At 33.5% G+C, this 15,917-nt stretch carries 14 protein-coding genes; 4 read left to right on the plus strand and 10 right to left on the minus strand.

Features of this window, described 5'->3' with window-relative positions; genetic code table 11:
• From QMD61_02835 to hypD, 5 genes are all read right to left on the minus strand, one after another.
• Window positions 1–1,090: pseudomurein-binding repeat-containing protein (locus QMD61_02835; protein MDI6723563.1), on the minus strand; the 1,090-nt coding region annotated here is incomplete at its 3' end.
• Between the two features lie 517 nt (window positions 1,091–1,607).
• Entirely contained in the window at window positions 1,608–2,660 is a 1,053-nt protein-coding gene (locus tag QMD61_02840; protein ID MDI6723564.1) for a radical SAM protein, read from the minus strand.
• 147 nt (window positions 2,661–2,807) lie between these two features.
• Window positions 2,808–4,109, minus strand: a complete 1,302-nt coding sequence (locus QMD61_02845; protein ID MDI6723565.1) for a TldD/PmbA family protein — start codon at window positions 4,107–4,109, stop codon at window positions 2,808–2,810.
• Between the two features lie 212 nt (window positions 4,110–4,321).
• Window positions 4,322–4,984, minus strand: coding sequence for a phosphoglycolate phosphatase (locus QMD61_02850; GenBank protein ID MDI6723566.1), 663 nt, complete (start codon window positions 4,982–4,984; stop codon window positions 4,322–4,324).
• A 133-nt stretch (window positions 4,985–5,117) separates the two neighbouring features.
• Window positions 5,118–6,167, minus strand: coding sequence for a hydrogenase formation protein HypD (gene hypD, locus QMD61_02855; GenBank protein MDI6723567.1), 1,050 nt, complete (start codon window positions 6,165–6,167; stop codon window positions 5,118–5,120).
• A 743-nt stretch (window positions 6,168–6,910) separates the two neighbouring features.
• Between hypD and QMD61_02860 the strand changes: the two genes are divergently transcribed.
• Genes QMD61_02860 through QMD61_02875 form a run of 4 tightly spaced genes read left to right on the plus strand, consistent with a single transcriptional unit; the run spans window position 6,911 to window position 13,114 of the window.
• Window positions 6,911–9,703: a Mur ligase family protein gene (locus QMD61_02860; GenBank protein MDI6723568.1), complete on the plus strand. Its 2,793-nt coding sequence runs from the start codon at window positions 6,911–6,913 to the stop codon at window positions 9,701–9,703.
• Window positions 9,704–9,722: 19 nt separating this feature from the next.
• Entirely contained in the window at window positions 9,723–11,249 is a 1,527-nt protein-coding gene (locus QMD61_02865) for a Mur ligase family protein (protein MDI6723569.1), read from the plus strand.
• Window positions 11,230–12,399 carry a hypothetical protein gene (locus QMD61_02870; protein ID MDI6723570.1) on the plus strand — a complete coding sequence of 390 codons (1,170 nt, stop codon included), beginning with the start codon at window positions 11,230–11,232 and terminating at the stop codon, window positions 12,397–12,399. The genes QMD61_02865 and QMD61_02870 overlap by 20 nt, the downstream gene beginning before the upstream one ends.
• A gap of 52 nt (window positions 12,400–12,451) precedes the next feature.
• Window positions 12,452–13,114, plus strand: coding sequence for an NTP transferase domain-containing protein (locus tag QMD61_02875; protein ID MDI6723571.1), 663 nt, complete (start codon window positions 12,452–12,454; stop codon window positions 13,112–13,114).
• 50 nt (window positions 13,115–13,164) lie between these two features.
• On the opposite strand, the gene QMD61_02880 is transcribed toward QMD61_02875, so the two are convergent.
• The 5 genes from QMD61_02880 to QMD61_02900 all read right to left on the minus strand — a co-directional run bounded on the left by QMD61_02880 (window position 13,165) and on the right by QMD61_02900 (window position 15,793).
• On the minus strand, window positions 13,165–13,380 hold the full coding sequence (locus QMD61_02880) for a hypothetical protein (protein ID MDI6723572.1): 216 nt from the start codon (window positions 13,378–13,380) through the stop codon (window positions 13,165–13,167).
• 43 nt (window positions 13,381–13,423) lie between these two features.
• Entirely contained in the window at window positions 13,424–14,113 is a 690-nt protein-coding gene (locus QMD61_02885; protein ID MDI6723573.1) for a DUF169 domain-containing protein, read from the minus strand.
• Window positions 14,114–14,255: 142 nt separating this feature from the next.
• Window positions 14,256–14,993, minus strand: a complete 738-nt coding sequence (locus tag QMD61_02890; GenBank protein MDI6723574.1) for a geranylgeranylglyceryl/heptaprenylglyceryl phosphate synthase — start codon at window positions 14,991–14,993, stop codon at window positions 14,256–14,258.
• A gap of 90 nt (window positions 14,994–15,083) precedes the next feature.
• Complete coding sequence (locus QMD61_02895; GenBank protein ID MDI6723575.1) at window positions 15,084–15,230, minus strand: 50S ribosomal protein L40e; 147 nt, start codon at window positions 15,228–15,230, stop codon at window positions 15,084–15,086.
• Between the two features lie 56 nt (window positions 15,231–15,286).
• The gene (locus QMD61_02900; protein ID MDI6723576.1) at window positions 15,287–15,793 is read right to left on the minus strand and encodes a DUF367 family protein; all 507 of its coding nucleotides are present in this window, start codon (window positions 15,791–15,793) and stop codon (window positions 15,287–15,289) included.
• Between the last annotated feature and the right edge of the window lie 124 nt (window positions 15,794–15,917).

Genomic DNA, 15,917 nt, shown 5'->3' on the forward strand with positions numbered 1-15,917 from the left:
CCACTGCTTTCGCATATGTGGTAGTTTTACCGCTTGTTATTTTTGCTGCCAGTGCCTTAATTTGTGCATTGGTTACCTGACAGTTTGCAGTTGCTGAGAGGTATTTCTGTAACTCTGCTGGCACTACAGTGCTCGCAGTACTTTGAGAAATTGTGCTCCATGGAGCCACTGTTACATAGCTTGGTAATCGATTGTTTGTTTTCTGGAAGTTCAGTATCTTGGAAAACATGTAAATCATAGAGTTATAATTTAATTTACCAAGAGTACTGGTTGCGTAGTTTGGTAAAACACCATTTGCATCGATGAAGGAATTAACTCTTTTAGCAAGATCAAGATAACTTGCTTTAGTTATACTCCCACTTTTAATGCTTTCTGTTGGTTCTGTTGGGGTATTTACGTTTTTGAGTGTTATTGGAGTTGTTGCTCCGCTGTTTACCTGTAGTAATCCTGCAGTAAGTAGCTTCAAGAAATCAGGCATTTGTACCTGAGTTGTACCAATAGTCACATAATTTGGAAGTCTGTGATTGGTTTCAATGTATGATTTAACTCTGGCTGCAGCGTCTTTAATCTGATCAACAGTAAAACTGGTTGAAGTCACTGTTTGATCAGCACTTGCAGTTTTTACTTCTCCAGCAGCAGCTTCTTGTTTTTGAGTACTGTTAGCATCGTTTACTGTATTTGGAGATGTATTCACTGAATTTTGATTGTTACTATCTGCATTTGAAACTGCATTTTGTGTATTTGTTTCTGTACTTGCCGAATTTTGGCTGTTTGAACATTCACTTGATGTAAAATTTATATTCTGTTTAGTTTGATTAGTTTTGATACTTGCTGTAGAAGTACATTTATTGTTTACTGTTTTTACTTCTTTATCGGCTGAATTTTGCGTTTTAGCCGATTTATTTACATTATATACATTATCTATTTCTATATTGGCTTTTTTTTCCACAGTACTATTATAATCAGTCTGTGTTTGTGTAGTCCCATCATCTACTGCGCTTACGCCAGCTATACCAGACAGAGATAGACTGGATATTAATAGGACTGCAAAAAGCAATTTCCTCGTAATTATACCGCCTCCGATTCCCAATTTTCGAAAAACTCAGTCAGAGTTTTACTATGGGCTGGCACTAATTAATACACTATACCATATAAATCTTTTGGTTTTAATTCAAAAAAAGGGCGCTAAATGGACTCTTTTTTTGATTTAGGACAAGCTATGAGGTTATTGAAATATGATTTTTTGGATGAGTCCTTTTAGTTAGTATTTTTAACAAATCAGCTTATGTAAAATCTTATTTAGCAAAAAAGAGCATTTACATTACTTTTGTAATGTAACTATTATAAGTATAATCATTAAATAAAACATTTCAACGTTTTATTTGAGTTAAAATCAGTTATTTGGGATTTTAAAAATTTTAATTAACTTTATTAATTAAGCAGCGATTATTATGTTTGGAATGATTGTAATTAGAATATTTATCAATTGTATGATATAGTTTAATTATTCTTTTTATTCTTTTAATATACCAATTTCTAATTAAATAAAAGAATACAAAATTAAAAATTTTAAAAATTAAAAAAGAAGTAGGGCGAAAAGTTGGGAATCAGATTAAATTTATTAAACCTATTCCTTTTGCATAATTTCTTGCTTCTTTAATTTCTTCAGGATCAGGATATTTAGCGATCTCTTTGCATTCTGCTGCCCTGTAAACAGGCCTGTACTGGCCCATAATATTTACAACTGTATTCTCCCCCAAATTATCCTTTATCCACTTTAAAATAGGCTTTGAGCAGCATTCTACGTGATTTGGAAGTACAAGATGCCTTATAATCATATCTCCAGATTCTTTTGCCATTTTATGATTTCTTGTCACAATGTTCCAGTAATCAGGAACCCCTGAAAGCCTTTGTGCGCAATCAGATGGTCCATATTTGAAATCGCTTAAATAGAGGTCAGCAAAGCCATCAAGAAGTTTCATAGTATCTTTGCTCATATAAAAATTGCTGTTCCAGACTACAGGGACGTTTTCTTTGCTTAGATTCATTGTTTTTAGAATATATAATAAATTAGGTGTTGGATCGCCCCCAACAAAGTTTACATTCCTTGAACCTTCCTTCCGTCTTAAATCAATTATTTTTGCCAGTTTTCCTTCTTCAATTTCCATCCCTTTATTGGCAGACTGGCTGATATCCCAGTTCTGGCAGTAGATACATTCAAAGTTGCACCCGGCAAAGAATATGGTATGGCTGGGAACAAGTGGGGCTTCTTCTCCCATATGCATGAACTCAGACGCTATTTTTGGTTTTGAAACATTACATACTCCTATGTCAACGTTTCTGTTAATATAACATCTTATTTCACAAAAATAGCAGTTTTCAAAGATTTTTTCAGCAATTTTAACTTTTAAATCAAGATATGAAAAATCAGGCTTTTTAAGGTCTTTTAAAACTAATTTGTTATACTTTTCATTGAATTTTTCCCTTATATTCTCATGAGCTACCCATAGATCTTCATTTTTATCTACTTCCATCATCTTGGCGACTTTTGACCTTGAAAGTCTGGTATTTAACATGATTTCTAAATAAGTTGAAAGTTCTTTTGCTACCAGATTACTTCCAGTGATATTCAGGGGATCTGGACGATCTATTCTCCACATGTATATAAATTTGGTTTTACTACTATACAATTTTTAAGTATGCACAATATTAAAAACTCAAAATTAATTTTATCAGCACTTTAGAATAAAATCAGATGTTGATTTTTGAAAGTTATTTAAGAAAAAATTGTTAAAAAAAAGAATTTGTTATCCTACAACCCTTAAACTTCTTGCTATGATGCGAGGAATAACAAATGGTCCCATTTGACGTATTTCTCCAGAAGTTCCCGATGCATCTTTCATCAGATTAAATATATTTCCAGATAGCATTGCTTTTTTAACAGGAGTAGTAATTTCTCCATTTTCTATTTTAAAAGCGTTATTTGCTTCTACTGAAAAATCACCGGAAATTGGGTTGGCAGTGTGCGCTCCAAGAACATCTGTTACAATTATTCCATCCTTAATTTCAGAAGTATCAATCAAGTCATTGAATTCTAAAATAAAATTACTTAAGCCCACAGCAGGCATATCTGCAAAAGAAGCTCGCATGCCGTTACCTGTACTTTGAGCATTCACTTTTCTTGCAGTATATATGTCATAAAGGAAATTTTTAAGAATTCCATCCTCAATAACCGGTGTTTTTTGACTTGCGGTTCCTTCTCCGTCACTTATTGAGGAACTAAGCCCTCTTTCGTATGTTCCATCATCATAAATGCTTAAGGAAGGTGTTACGACTTCATTACCAATTTCATTTGCAAAAATGGATCTTCCCCTTTGCACATTATCTGCATTTACGGCGTTAACAAAAGTTCCAAGAAGACCTGAAGCTGCATGGTGATCTAATAAGACATCCATATCTCTGGTTTCTACTGGCTGGCCGTTTAATGAATTTTTTGCAATATTGGAAGCATTCTCTGCAATCCATACTGGATCTATATCGTAATTTCTTGAGGATTTTCCCTCATAAGCAGTAGATATTTCTCCATTTTCTTCAGCATTCACAGCAATAAAGCCAGAAAACATGGAGGATTTGTCCATACATTCAACATCATTAGAATTTAAGATTAAACTTTCTCCATAGCCTGCAGAAAACCCTCCAGAAGTTGGTTCGCATTTTGCATCTTCAACTGTATTTATCATTGTTTTTGCAAATTCTATAAAGTCTTCAATCTGGAGCGACTCAACTTTTTTATCATAAATCCCTCTGACGCTACTATACTTTGATTTTTGGGCAAAATTGAAGTTTTCATCAGCTACATTGGATTTTGCATTAAATATGGCATTTTCAACGGTTTCTTCGATTTTATCGGTATTTGTAGTGTAAGAAAATCCCATCTTTCCTTCAATAATTACTCTTACACTAATTCCATAGGTAAATGTTTCTTTTGCGAATTTAATTTCATTATTTTGAATATCTACATCAATATTTTTTTCTCTTTCCACATATACTTCAGCAGAATCAGAATTTTTTAATGCAAGATTCAATGCATCATATCCAATATTCTTCATTTAAAACCTCCAAAATCCCTCAAAAATTCAAAGAATTTTTGGGAGCATATAAAATTTACAATTTTGTGGCCGAGGGACTCTCGAAATTCGTAGAATTAGGAGCACAAACACTTTGTGTTTATAAGCTCAATTTCCTCAGGTTAGAAAAATGCCTTTATTTTTCTAAATTCATAGATTTCCTTCAACCTCCAATTTATACAAAGAACACTTTACTATAAAATAAATTTCTCTATTGCTTCCGCGGCCCCATCACCATATGGTTTCTTGGTTATATAATCAGTATTTTCTTTGAGCTCTTCATCTGCATTGGCAACGGCTACTTTAAACCCTGCAACTTCAAGAAATTCTAGATCGTTTTCGCTGTCACCAATTGCCATTATTTCATCGAGCGTAATTCCCATATCTCTGGCAACGATTTTCAGTGATTTTCCCTTGTTAACCTCAGGATCTGTAAGGTGTATTGCAAATTTAGTATCGTAGACTTCAACATCGAAGTTTTTAACGGTTTCTTTTACAATATTAACGTCAATGTTCCTTACTATTGCAATTTCTGACATTCTAATATTTGAAAATTCAGTTTTTTCTACATGATGTTTTGATTTAAGAAAGTCATATGCAGGTTTGCATTTTTCAATGTCTCCAAGAATTAAATTTTTTTTTCTTGTTTGAATGAATCCACCATTTTCACTTACAATTCCACCGGAAGTACCTACCATCACCGCCACCATCTTGGCTGCGCAGAGCACATTTCCGGTCACTAAAATGACAGGATAACCTTTATCTTCTGCTTTTCTGATGGCCTTTATTGCATTTATGCATATCTTCCTATTTTTGTCGGTAATTGTACCATCTATATCTACCGCAATTGCCTTCATTAACAACATTACTCCTAAAAATTTAAACTTTCATTCATCTGTAATATAAGATCATTGATTTTTTTGGTAAAAAAGCATAATTACTAAATTTATATTGAACTTTTTCCTCTAAAATGATGTTTTAAAGGTATTTTTAAAAAGTTGAGCCATAGCGATAAGCAATATTACATGTTCCTTCTTTACTTACCATACATGCCCCAATTGGATTCATTGGATTGCACTGAGTTTTAAATAGAGCACATTCTTCCGGTCTTGCAACACCTCTCAAAATTGGGCCGCATATACATCCTGTAGGAACCTTTTCGCCCTGTTCTACTTGAATATCAAATCTTTCTCTGGCATTAGTGCTTGAAAATTCATCTCTTATTTCATAGGTCGAATCCGGAATCTCAGGGAAACCTCTCCATTCTTTATCTTTAATATAAAATACTTCATCCATGAGCTCTTGAGCTTTAACATTACCCTCTTCTTTTACAGCCCTCTTATATTCATTTTGAACTACGGCTTTTCCCTCATCAAGCTGTTTTAATATCATGTATATTGAAATTAATATGTCAAAGGGATTGAATCCTGCTACAACTTGTGGAATACCATACTTTTGTGAAAATTCTTCATAAGGCTTTGTTCCAATTATTGTTGAAACGTGTCCTGGTTCTATAAGGGCATTCAAATTTACTTCACCAGATTCAATCAGAAATTTCAATGCAGGGGGAATTAATCTATGACAGGATAGGAATGACAGGTTTTCAGGTGGGCCTGCAACTATTTCAGATGCTGTGGTAGGTGCGGTGGTTTCAAAGCCTGCAGCCATGAATACAACTTCATTGTCAATTTTTTCAGCTATTTCGACTGCGTTATTCACGCCATAAACTATTCGCACGTCTGCTCCTTCTGCCTTGGCATCAGCTAATGTCCCTGTTGTTCCTGGAACTCTAAGCATATCTCCAAATGTTGCAATAGTAACTCCTTCTCTTGCAAGATATAAACATTCATCTACTTCTATGGAAGGCACACAGCAGACTGGACAGCCAGGGCCGGCCACTACTTCTACTTCTTTTGGAATTAGTGATCTTATTCCATGCTGCATTATTGTGTGTTCATGGGATCCGCATACATGCATTATTTTTACGGGTCTTGCAATGTTTTCAATGCGTTCAACTATTTCTTTGGATAGGTTTTTCATCATGTCACCTTGAATAATTCAATGTATTAACGATTCTTTTATTACATAATTGGAATTTGGATGTATCTGATAATTTTATATTTGAGAAATTTTTATTTTAGTAAGATATTGTCTGTTGCATTTTAAATAATTGCTGTTTATATTTTTATTATATTTTAATGAATGCCTTAATTATTTTAAAGGAAGATTTAGCTATCCTAATCAATATTAAATTGAATTTAAAGCATATTTAGGTTTTAAATTTGAATATGTTCATTATTCATTATCTTTTCTGTTTTTAAAAATATTATTGACACATTATGGTGGGTGCAGTTGATTGACAATCACTGAAATAAATTAAAATTGTATTTTTATTTTTTTGCATAGAATTCCCATATCATGAATTAAAACATTTATATGGTGTGAATTATAATTATCACTATCTTTATTTGGTATATTGATTGTATCTTCATAGTAATACCATCAAAAGATTTATTATTATTATTGACTAAATTAATATCAATGTACTTAAATTATTTGGAATATTGGGATTATTGAGTTAATTTAATGCTTAAAAAGATAGATTTAAATAATAATAAAATCGTGGTTCATTATATGAATTTATTAAAAAAATGACATCAAAATAGTTTACTTGGTAAAAATAAGCGTTACAGTTAAATATCTTTATTATAAATCTATTTTAAAAGTCATTATTAAAATAAATCATAATAACCTTTAAGATTATATTAATATCGGTAGGTAATATGAAAATTGCAGTGGTTGGATTAGGAACTGAAGGCAGAAATGCCGTTAAATCTCTTATTAATTATGGATATAAAGTTTACGCTTCTGATATGCAAAAAAACATGGAATTGAACTGTAATGTGGCTGTAGATGTTGATTTTGGGTATCATGATTTTGAAAAAATAAATTCTGCAGACGCAGTGGTTTTAAGTCCGAGTTTATGGGGCAGTAAAATCGGAGAAAAATTAAGATCAAGTAAAAAATTCTTATCTGATATTTTAGCAGATCATAAAACTGTTTTTACAATAGGCGTTACAGGTACCAATGGTAAAACAACAACATGCTTTATGATAAAAGAGATACTTGAAAAAGCAGGTCTCAACGTCCTTGTTGGTGGAAATGCAGGTGGAGGATTTCAGGGGTATACAAAACTTATATTAGAATCTTCAAAACAAAAATACGACGTTATTGTAGTAGAAGTATGTGATATGACCCTTGATTTTTGTTCATATGCATTTGATTTTGATCTCGTGGTTGTAACTAACATGGGAATGGATCATATGGACTTCCATAATTCCATTGATAATTATAAAGCCTCTCTGGGCAAATTTATAGAGGGAAAAATAGCAGTATTAAATGAAAAGGATAAAATTTTGTCAAAAATGGGAGATTACCCTCTTCAAACCTTCTTTTTTGGGAATGGACATAGAGATCTTAAATTATTCGGCGAATTTAATCTACAAAATGCTGCAGCCGCAGCAACAGTTGCAAATATTTTAGAAATTCCAGAAGACGCAATTAACGACGCACTGGAAAATTTCAAGGGAGTGAAAGGAAGGACAGCAACTATAGACATTTCTGGATGTAATTTTGTAGTTGGAAAAACCGATAATCTAAATGCAGCATCAGCAGTTTTTAATGAGCTGGACTTTGATGTAGCAATTATCGGCACACCAAGAGAAAATGAAATATGCCGATTTGACATTTTAGGAGAAGTTGCAAGGGCAGATCCGGATATTGTAGTACTTTTCCCCGGTCTTGAGGATACAACAGGTATTGCATTTAAAAAATTAAAAGATGAAGGTTATACTGGTGAGATAAAGATAATAAAAGACACTGATTCTGTACTTAATTTTGCATTGGAATGCAGTGAGATATATAAGAACATTTTCATAGGTGGAAATGGTCAGAGTAAACTCATAGAGATGCAAAAAGCACTAAAAAGGATATCAAAAGATGATAATGTCATTAGAAATAAAAAAGTACTCATTGTTGGTGCTGGAAATGCAGGAAGACCTGCAGCACATCTTTTAAATCATTTAGGTAATGAAGTCATTATTTCGGATATTAAAGAATTCGAAGAACTTCCAAAAAAAGCCAAAAGAAAGATTGAAGATTTAATGCAGAAAGGAGTTGCTGTAGAACTTGGTTCTCATATGAATGAACACGCAATGTGGGCAGATGTAGTTTTCATTTCTCCAAGTGTGCCTAAAAATTCTGAAATCAGGAAATTTATCGGTGAATGTGAAGAAAACTATGAAATAGACGAAATAAATACAAGAGATATAGGAAAAATGATTAATTCCCTGATAAAAATTCCTATGATAGGTATAGCTGGAACAGATGGAAAAACCACCACCACAAATATGGCCAATTACACTTTATCTGATAGGTATGACACACTACTTTTCTCTTCCCTGGAGGATTCCCTGGTTATTGAAGGTCTGGTGGATTTTGTAGTGGAAAATAAAATGAAAAGTAAGGATTTTGCAGTATTTGAACTTCCACACGGCACAATAAGAATGGTAGATGGTTTAGAGATATGCATAGGTATTTTAACCAATCTTACACCAGACCATATGGATGAATTTAATTCATATGAAGAATATGTGGAAAGAAATGTATCTATAAAGGATTTACTCCATAAAAACGGGGTTTTAATCGCTAATGGGGATGACCCAATTATAAGTAGATTATCTCCTAAATTTAATGAAGAAGTAATATATTATGGACTTAATGAGCCAAGAGAAATTGTTAATGAAGGTAGAACTTATTCTCACAAATATAATATAAACTATGATATTTTAGCTGAAAATATAAAGCTTAAAGGACTTTATGGCTCTGAATTCACCATTAAAACTCAAAAAATACCCACCATAATATGTAAAAACTGCGGTCAAATGTGCTGTGACTGTGATAATTTTGAAAGAGTATACCGGGAACCATGCACAGTAGACATAAAACTTAAAGTACCGGGAATGTGCAATATAGAAAATGCTTTAGCGGTTTTTGCTACAGATATTGCTTTAGGGTTTGATATAGGATATATAAAGAATAAAATAGAGAGTTTCCCTGGAGTAAATGGACGTTTTGAAAAAATTGATACAGTTAATGAGGTAAACATATTTATGGATGCTGCACATAACCCTGAGGCCATGGAACGCCTTTTTGAGGGTATGGAGCTTGAAGGAAAGTTGATAATATCCATAGATAATCCTGATACTCTTACAATTCGTGATAAATATAAAATAGGCGAAATACTTGGAAAATATGCAGATATAGTAATTGCAAGTGCAAAAAACGAAACAACAGAAGAAATAAATGAAAAAGCTGCTGAAGAAGTGGTTAAAGGAGCTGCAGAAACAGAAACACATAAAACAACCAGCGTGGTAGATTCAATAGTTAAAGCCTTAAAGATTGCAGACAAAAAAGATACCATAATCCATATTGGTCCTGGTGTTGTTAATGCCTATGAAAAAGTGAAATCAGACATTAAAGAAGGCATAGCCACTTATAAGAAAGAAACAGCTTAAAATTCACTGTCCGATTAAAATGAAGTCTAATTTTATTAAGAAGAAAAATCCAAGAGTTATTGTCATCGGCGGCTGTGGAACTGTAGGCAGCTTAATGGCAAGGGTTTTAAAAGATAACGGTGCAGATGTGATTGTATCAGATCTTTCAACCGATAGTCCTCAAATAGAAACCCTTAAAAAAGAAGGAATATCTCTTAATCTTGGGGAGCACAATGAAGATCTTTTAAAAGATGCAGATATCATCGTTCTGGCTCCAAGTTTACTAAATAATTCTAACTTAATTGAAAAAATAAAAAATTCCACTAAAGCCCCCATAATAAGTGTTGATGAAGTTCTGAGCATATGCGATGTTAATAAGCCTGTTGTTGGGATAACTGGAACAAATGGAAAGACAACAACAACATGGATGCTTAAACATATCCTAAAGGGCGCAGGACAGAAAATTCCAGAACATAAACTCAATATACAGGGAAATACAGATTTAATACCGCCTCTTCAAGCAAGACTAGATGGAGATATCGCTGTTTTAGAGATAGGTACCTTTGGAAACCCTAATGAAATAAAAAAATCAGCAATGAACTCTCAAGTTGATATAGGGATTATAACCAATATATCTCAGGACCATTTAAGTAATTCAGGTAAATTTTCGGATTATATCAAATGTAAGGGCGAAATGATCGAATCCGCTGATTTATTGATTTTTAATGCTGATGATCCTGTAGTTGCGTGTCTTGGAAAAAAACCCGAAAATAGCTTATTTTTTGGTATAGATGATTTGAATATTGATATTAATGCATATCCTGAAGAAAGAAATTGTCCAGTATGTAAGAATGATTTAAAATATCTAAAGCATTATCTGGGTCATCTTGGTATATATGAATGTGATTGTGGTTTTAAACGTCCACCTCTCCATGTTAGAGCTCGTGATATTAAAGATGATCAATTTACACTGGTTATGGGTTCAAATAAAGCCAAAATTAAACTGAAAAATAGAGGTATTCACAACATCTATAATGCCCTTGCTGCAGCATGTGGGGCAATGGCTTTAAATGTTGATTTTGATAATATTGTAAGGGGTATTGAAAGTTTTGAAGGGGTTAACGGTAGATTTCAGGAGTTTAATATGGGTAAAAGGGTTATAGTTGATTTTGCCCATAATCCTGCAGGTGTTAAAGCCATAATCCAGGCATTGCGTCTTGAAAAATCGGTAAATTCAAAACTAATTGTTGTTAATACCATATCTTCGGAAAGTGGGATTAATGGAGATATTGAAATAGCAAATATATTAAAAGATGTTGATGTTATAGTAGTAGCATCCAATGCAAGTAGAAAGGCATTAATGGAGATTGAAACTGATTCTCAGGTGATTTTAACAGATTTAAGTAAAAAAAATTCTAAAATTGGAACACTTGGGGCAAGCAGGGAACAGGTTAAAGAAAGTTTGGAAAAAGCCATTGAAGTGGCTGATAAAGATGATATAATATTAGTGATCGGAGAAGGGGGAGTTAAATATTCTGCAGAAATTCTTGGAAAATTCAAAAATTAGCATCGTTGTTCTTTTTTTAGTGGCACTGGCCATGTATCCATTTGGAAATGCAATAGAAGATTATTACCCGCAGCAGGGTCCAACAGAAATCACCTCGATGAATGTAGGAGACACAGTACTGGCAGGAACTACGGTTGTAGATGGGAAAAAAATCAGAAAAGTACCTATACTTTATGACCCCGGATATCTTAGAGATTATATTGAAGATATGAGATTCATTGACTTTTTCGATGCAATAATAACTGGAACAGTTAAAACTCCAATTGGAAGAATTACATCAGGAAGTATTTCAAAAAGTGGAGTTGCACAGGGTTTTAATGGTCCGGGAATTTTAGAAGTTAAAGGGGGGAAATTGACTGTAACTCCACCGGGAACTTTTGTTTATGGAAAAAAAATACCTTATATGTTTGGAATTAAAACAAAAGACGGTCTGGAAATTGTAGAAGGAAATAGAACCATAAAAATAGTGCCATATGACCAGATAAGTAATGATACAATTCCTCATGATTATGTAAATGTAAACAACGTTAAAAAATGGTACAACAATGCTGAAGTGGGTAAAAGTATAACTCTGGGTTATGCTATTGCTAATTTCAACGATGGAAGGAATACAGTTGCACCAGAAGATATAGAAACTTTATTTGGAAGTAGAATAATAGATTATATGAAAAATTACCCCTCAGGATCGCCAATACTTGTATATATGGGACCTGTTACTGAAAAAGTCAGTGGAAGTAATGGAGATTCACTTGGATCTTTTCCTGAGTACAATGATGCAATAAGGGAGCAAAATTCACGAGCATTTGTAGATGCATGGGATGGAACCATAATTCCGCCACATTCTACTTCTTCAGGTAAAGAAACTGTAGGGTTTGGAAGATCTATTGACCCCCATGCTCCTGGAGGATGGGCTTCTCATGGTGTTTGCCCTGCAGCAAGAGCATTAAGAGGTGCAGTATCTGAAGCAGGATTTGGACTTCCAACTGGCCTTACATGGGGAGAATATGCAGTACTATTTGGATTTAATCCTGCAGTGGATGTGAAGGTCACAAATACCAAGGACTATCCGGTTAAAATAGTAATGTGGACAAGCGGATCAGGTCCTGGCATGAGCATACATGCAGAAGTCATAGAATACATACCTCAATAGGAAATTTATTTTCCTTTTTATTTTTCTCTTAAATACATTTTGAGTGATTGGAATGGTTTCAGCAGTTATAACAGCAGCGGGCAAAAACAGACGAATGAGAGAAGATTTTAAAGCCCGTGGAATGGAGATACGACATAAATTACTCCTTGATTTGCATGGAATGCCTGTAATACTTCAAACTCTAAAAAACACTCTTAATGCTAATGTAGAAGATTGTGTTATTGTTTTAGGGCATTTCAGCGATGAAATAACCGTAGTGATTGATGAATTTGATGATGAAAGAGTTAGGGTGGTTAAAAATCCTGAAAATAATGTTGAATTATCTGAATCTCTATTGAATGGAGTAAATAAAATTAAATCGGATTACTGTCTTTGTGTTGCTGCAGATCAACCCACAATATCAGCTGAAACACTTAGAAATTTAATCAAAGGGGTTTTTGAAAGCAAAGATCCAGAAAACACGGTTTCGATTCTTGCAAGGGGAAAAACAGGATATCTGGATTCTGCTAAGGGCCTGGGAATGCCATTTGCATGCCATAAAAACATTCTAATGAAATATTTGGTTGGAAAAGAGGATAATTTAAATCCTATTTTGCGGGAAATGGTTAATGATGGAATTATTTTATATGGAGTTCAATCTTTAAACGATCTGGAGCTAATAAATATCAACAGATATGATGATTATCTGAAAATTGTAAGAGAAAGTGATTTATAAAATAAAAACAGGAGAATTAACTTAAAATAAAAAATAAATAAGGGGAGTTTTTAGAATTTCTTGTTTTCAGTTTCCTCTTCAAGGAGATCTAAACGGTCTTCTACTTCTTCAATTGCTTTTCCAAGTCTTCCGATGATTTTAACGGTATCTAATACCCATTTTGCTACTAATTGATCGTTAAATTCTCCCCTTTCCACATAATCTGCCATCTTCTTTTCCAGATCATTGACTTCATCTATAACTTCATATATTTTTGATTGCACCATCTATAATCACTCCTTTAGATTTAATAATGTGTTGAAGAAGGTTTTATTTCATGGATATAAGTGCTGTTACAACGCATCCTATATTTTCGCCGTTCATTCCCACAATTACTTCATCTTCTTTTATATCAGCATACTGCCTTGAACCACTGCATCCAAGGGTAATATTTGCGGTATTGTTAACAAAGGGACCGGCCACAGCGTCGGCACATAAGGATTGAATTCCTGAAAAACTTGCTTCTACCCTACCACCACGAGTGTAAACCATTGCCTGAGCAAGTTTAAGTGCCTGAGCAGGGTTACAGATAACTACAATCACATCAGGATCAAATTTAATGTTTTCTAAGGGTGCATAGATGATAGCTTTCATCATAGGATCAATTTTAGGGATACTTTCCATTGTACGCTTTGCAGAGCCGAGACTTGAGAATCTACCCAGGCTCTGATAAAATTCACCAGTTTTTATCTTTTCTGGGGTTTCCATAAGACCAATTGCAGATGCCCCGCCTTTACACATCTGTTCTTCAGCGGTTGCATAAAATGTTTCTCCCTGCGCTGCTTTTTGAACCATCTCACAGTGCCTTATGTTTTCTTTTATTTTTTCAATCTCTTTGGGTATGTCTTCTTCTCTTAAAATAAATTTTATTGCTACGGGGGATTTACTTAAGCCGAGTCTTTCTTTAAGTTCCCTTGAAACCATATCATATCCTTCTACTTCGCAAGTGCCTTCTACCATGATTTTTCACCGTTTTTATTATATTGTTTAAATTATTTAATTTTATTCAAAATTAAATAAAAATTCACTTGGAAAAGGTATAAAAAGTCTTAAAAAACTAAAATTATAAAATTAAATGTTAAAAATAAAAAATTTAGATATTTTAAACAGATCTAACGCCTTCAACAAGCTCTTCTATCTTATTTTTAATATCAGAACAGTCTTCAACGACGGTACCTGTTACAACAATATCTGCTCCAGCTTTTGCAACACTGGCTGCTGTCTCACCATCACGTATTCCCCCGCCAACAATTACAACCAAATTGGTCATTTTTTTGACTGCTGCAATCATTTCCTCGGGAATATGATTTGCTGCACCAGAACCGGCTTCAAGATAGATTAATTTCATTCCAAGGCATTCTGCAGCCATTGCATAGGCAACAGCAATATCTGGTTTGCTTCTAGGTATTAACTTTGCATCTCCAACCCATCCAACAGTTCCTCCTGGCTCAACAACAATATAACCCATTGGTAAAGTTTCAATCCCTATTTTTTTAATGTTCGGAGCGCCTAATGCTTGTGCGCCAATTATCCAGTAGGGATTTGTTGAGTTTAGAAGACTCATGAAAAAAATCGCATCAGCATGTTTGCTTACGCCAGTGATGTTACCTGGAAAAAGAATAATTGGAACATCAATATTCTCCTGCAATGCTTTTGCAGTTGAATCAAGCTCATCAGACTGTGTGGTAGATCCACCGAGCATTATTCCATCAGTACCTCCAGAAACAGCTTCCTGTGCGATTTTAACTGCCTTTTCAGGACTTTGCTCTTCAGGATCTAAAAGTGTTAAGTGTATTTTGTGGTCTTTTAATGTATTTTTAATGTAATTTTCAACCTTCATTTTATCACAGGATAGAAAAAATCATTATTATAAACGTTATAAATATAAAGGGGGAGGTTAAACCTCCAAAATATTATTTAGAGGATTTATCTATCCTCTTGGTTCTTTAGCTTTCGGTCTTAGACCCTTGTAACCACATTTCCTGCATGTTTTTGCAGTAGGGGGGTTTCTTGCGTTACATTTTAAGCATATTTTGATATTGAATATTCTATTTTCTGCTTCTTCAAATCTAGCCATATAATAGCCTCCTTATATAATTATTTAACTTAATTTTATACAGTTTAGAATATATATCACTCTAAAAATTCATTTTGAATTTCTACAACTTCTAAACTGCTTTTAGCTTTAGAGTATGCTTCTAATAGCTCTTCATTGAGCTTTAGAAAATGAGGGCCCCATTTGAACTGGGACATAATGTCAATAGCAATATCTTTAAACCCAATTATATAAAAACTTGCTGCAATTGCCTCAGCAGTTGATAGTATGCATGGCTTTCCATAATTGGTTGGATTTGCAGCTATAAGAAAAGGCAATGATCTGCTATTTTTCCCTGTTTTTAACCTAAAAGGGACTTTATCCAGCCTTTTCCATGAACAATCAAGCCCTACAAGTCCTTTTTCAATAATTGTCTCTCTATCTTCAACAGATAATGCTTTTTGAGAATATGGATCCAGTACAATTGCACCGGTAGGTACTTGATTTAATTTTGTAACTACTTTAACTTTTCCCTTTTTTCCAAGTTTAACTGTGGTGCATTTCTTACGATCACATTCTTCTGCATGATATACAACAATTCTCATTTCTAAAACACATTAAAATTTTTTTGGATCATTTTCAAATTATTTAAAAAGAACAATATTTTTTTTAAATCATCATATATTAAAATTTATCCATTAATAAAAAAAGATTAGGAAAAAGCTATGT

This window comes from Methanobacterium sp., from assembly GCA_030017655.1.
Lineage (GTDB): Archaea > Methanobacteriota > Methanobacteria > Methanobacteriales > Methanobacteriaceae > Methanobacterium_D.

Bases quoted from the DNA above. Each gene is read 5' to 3' on its own strand.
- QMD61_02885 (MDI6723573.1), bottom strand. From the start codon at position 14,113: ATGGTAGAAGGCACTTGCGAAGTAGAAGGATATGATATGGTTTCAAGG.
- QMD61_02865 (MDI6723569.1), top strand. From the start codon at position 9,723: ATGAAGTCTAATTTTATTAAGAAGAAAAATCCAAGAGTTATTGTCATC.
- QMD61_02875 (MDI6723571.1), top strand. From the start codon at position 12,452: ATGGTTTCAGCAGTTATAACAGCAGCGGGCAAAAACAGACGAATGAGA.
- hypD (MDI6723567.1), bottom strand. From the start codon at position 6,167: ATGAAAAACCTATCCAAAGAAATAGTTGAACGCATTGAAAACATTGCA.
- QMD61_02890 (MDI6723574.1), bottom strand. From the start codon at position 14,993: ATGAAGGTTGAAAATTACATTAAAAATACATTAAAAGACCACAAAATA.
- QMD61_02900 (MDI6723576.1), bottom strand. From the start codon at position 15,793: ATGAGAATTGTTGTATATCATGCAGAAGAATGTGATCGTAAGAAATGC.
- QMD61_02840 (MDI6723564.1), bottom strand. From the start codon at position 2,660: ATGTGGAGAATAGATCGTCCAGATCCCCTGAATATCACTGGAAGTAAT.
- QMD61_02895 (MDI6723575.1), bottom strand. From the start codon at position 15,230: ATGGCTAGATTTGAAGAAGCAGAAAATAGAATATTCAATATCAAAATA.
- QMD61_02850 (MDI6723566.1), bottom strand. From the start codon at position 4,984: ATGAAGGCAATTGCGGTAGATATAGATGGTACAATTACCGACAAAAAT.
- QMD61_02845 (MDI6723565.1), bottom strand. From the start codon at position 4,109: ATGAAGAATATTGGATATGATGCATTGAATCTTGCATTAAAAAATTCT.
- QMD61_02860 (MDI6723568.1), top strand. From the start codon at position 6,911: ATGAAAATTGCAGTGGTTGGATTAGGAACTGAAGGCAGAAATGCCGTT.
- QMD61_02880 (MDI6723572.1), bottom strand. From the start codon at position 13,380: ATGGTGCAATCAAAAATATATGAAGTTATAGATGAAGTCAATGATCTG.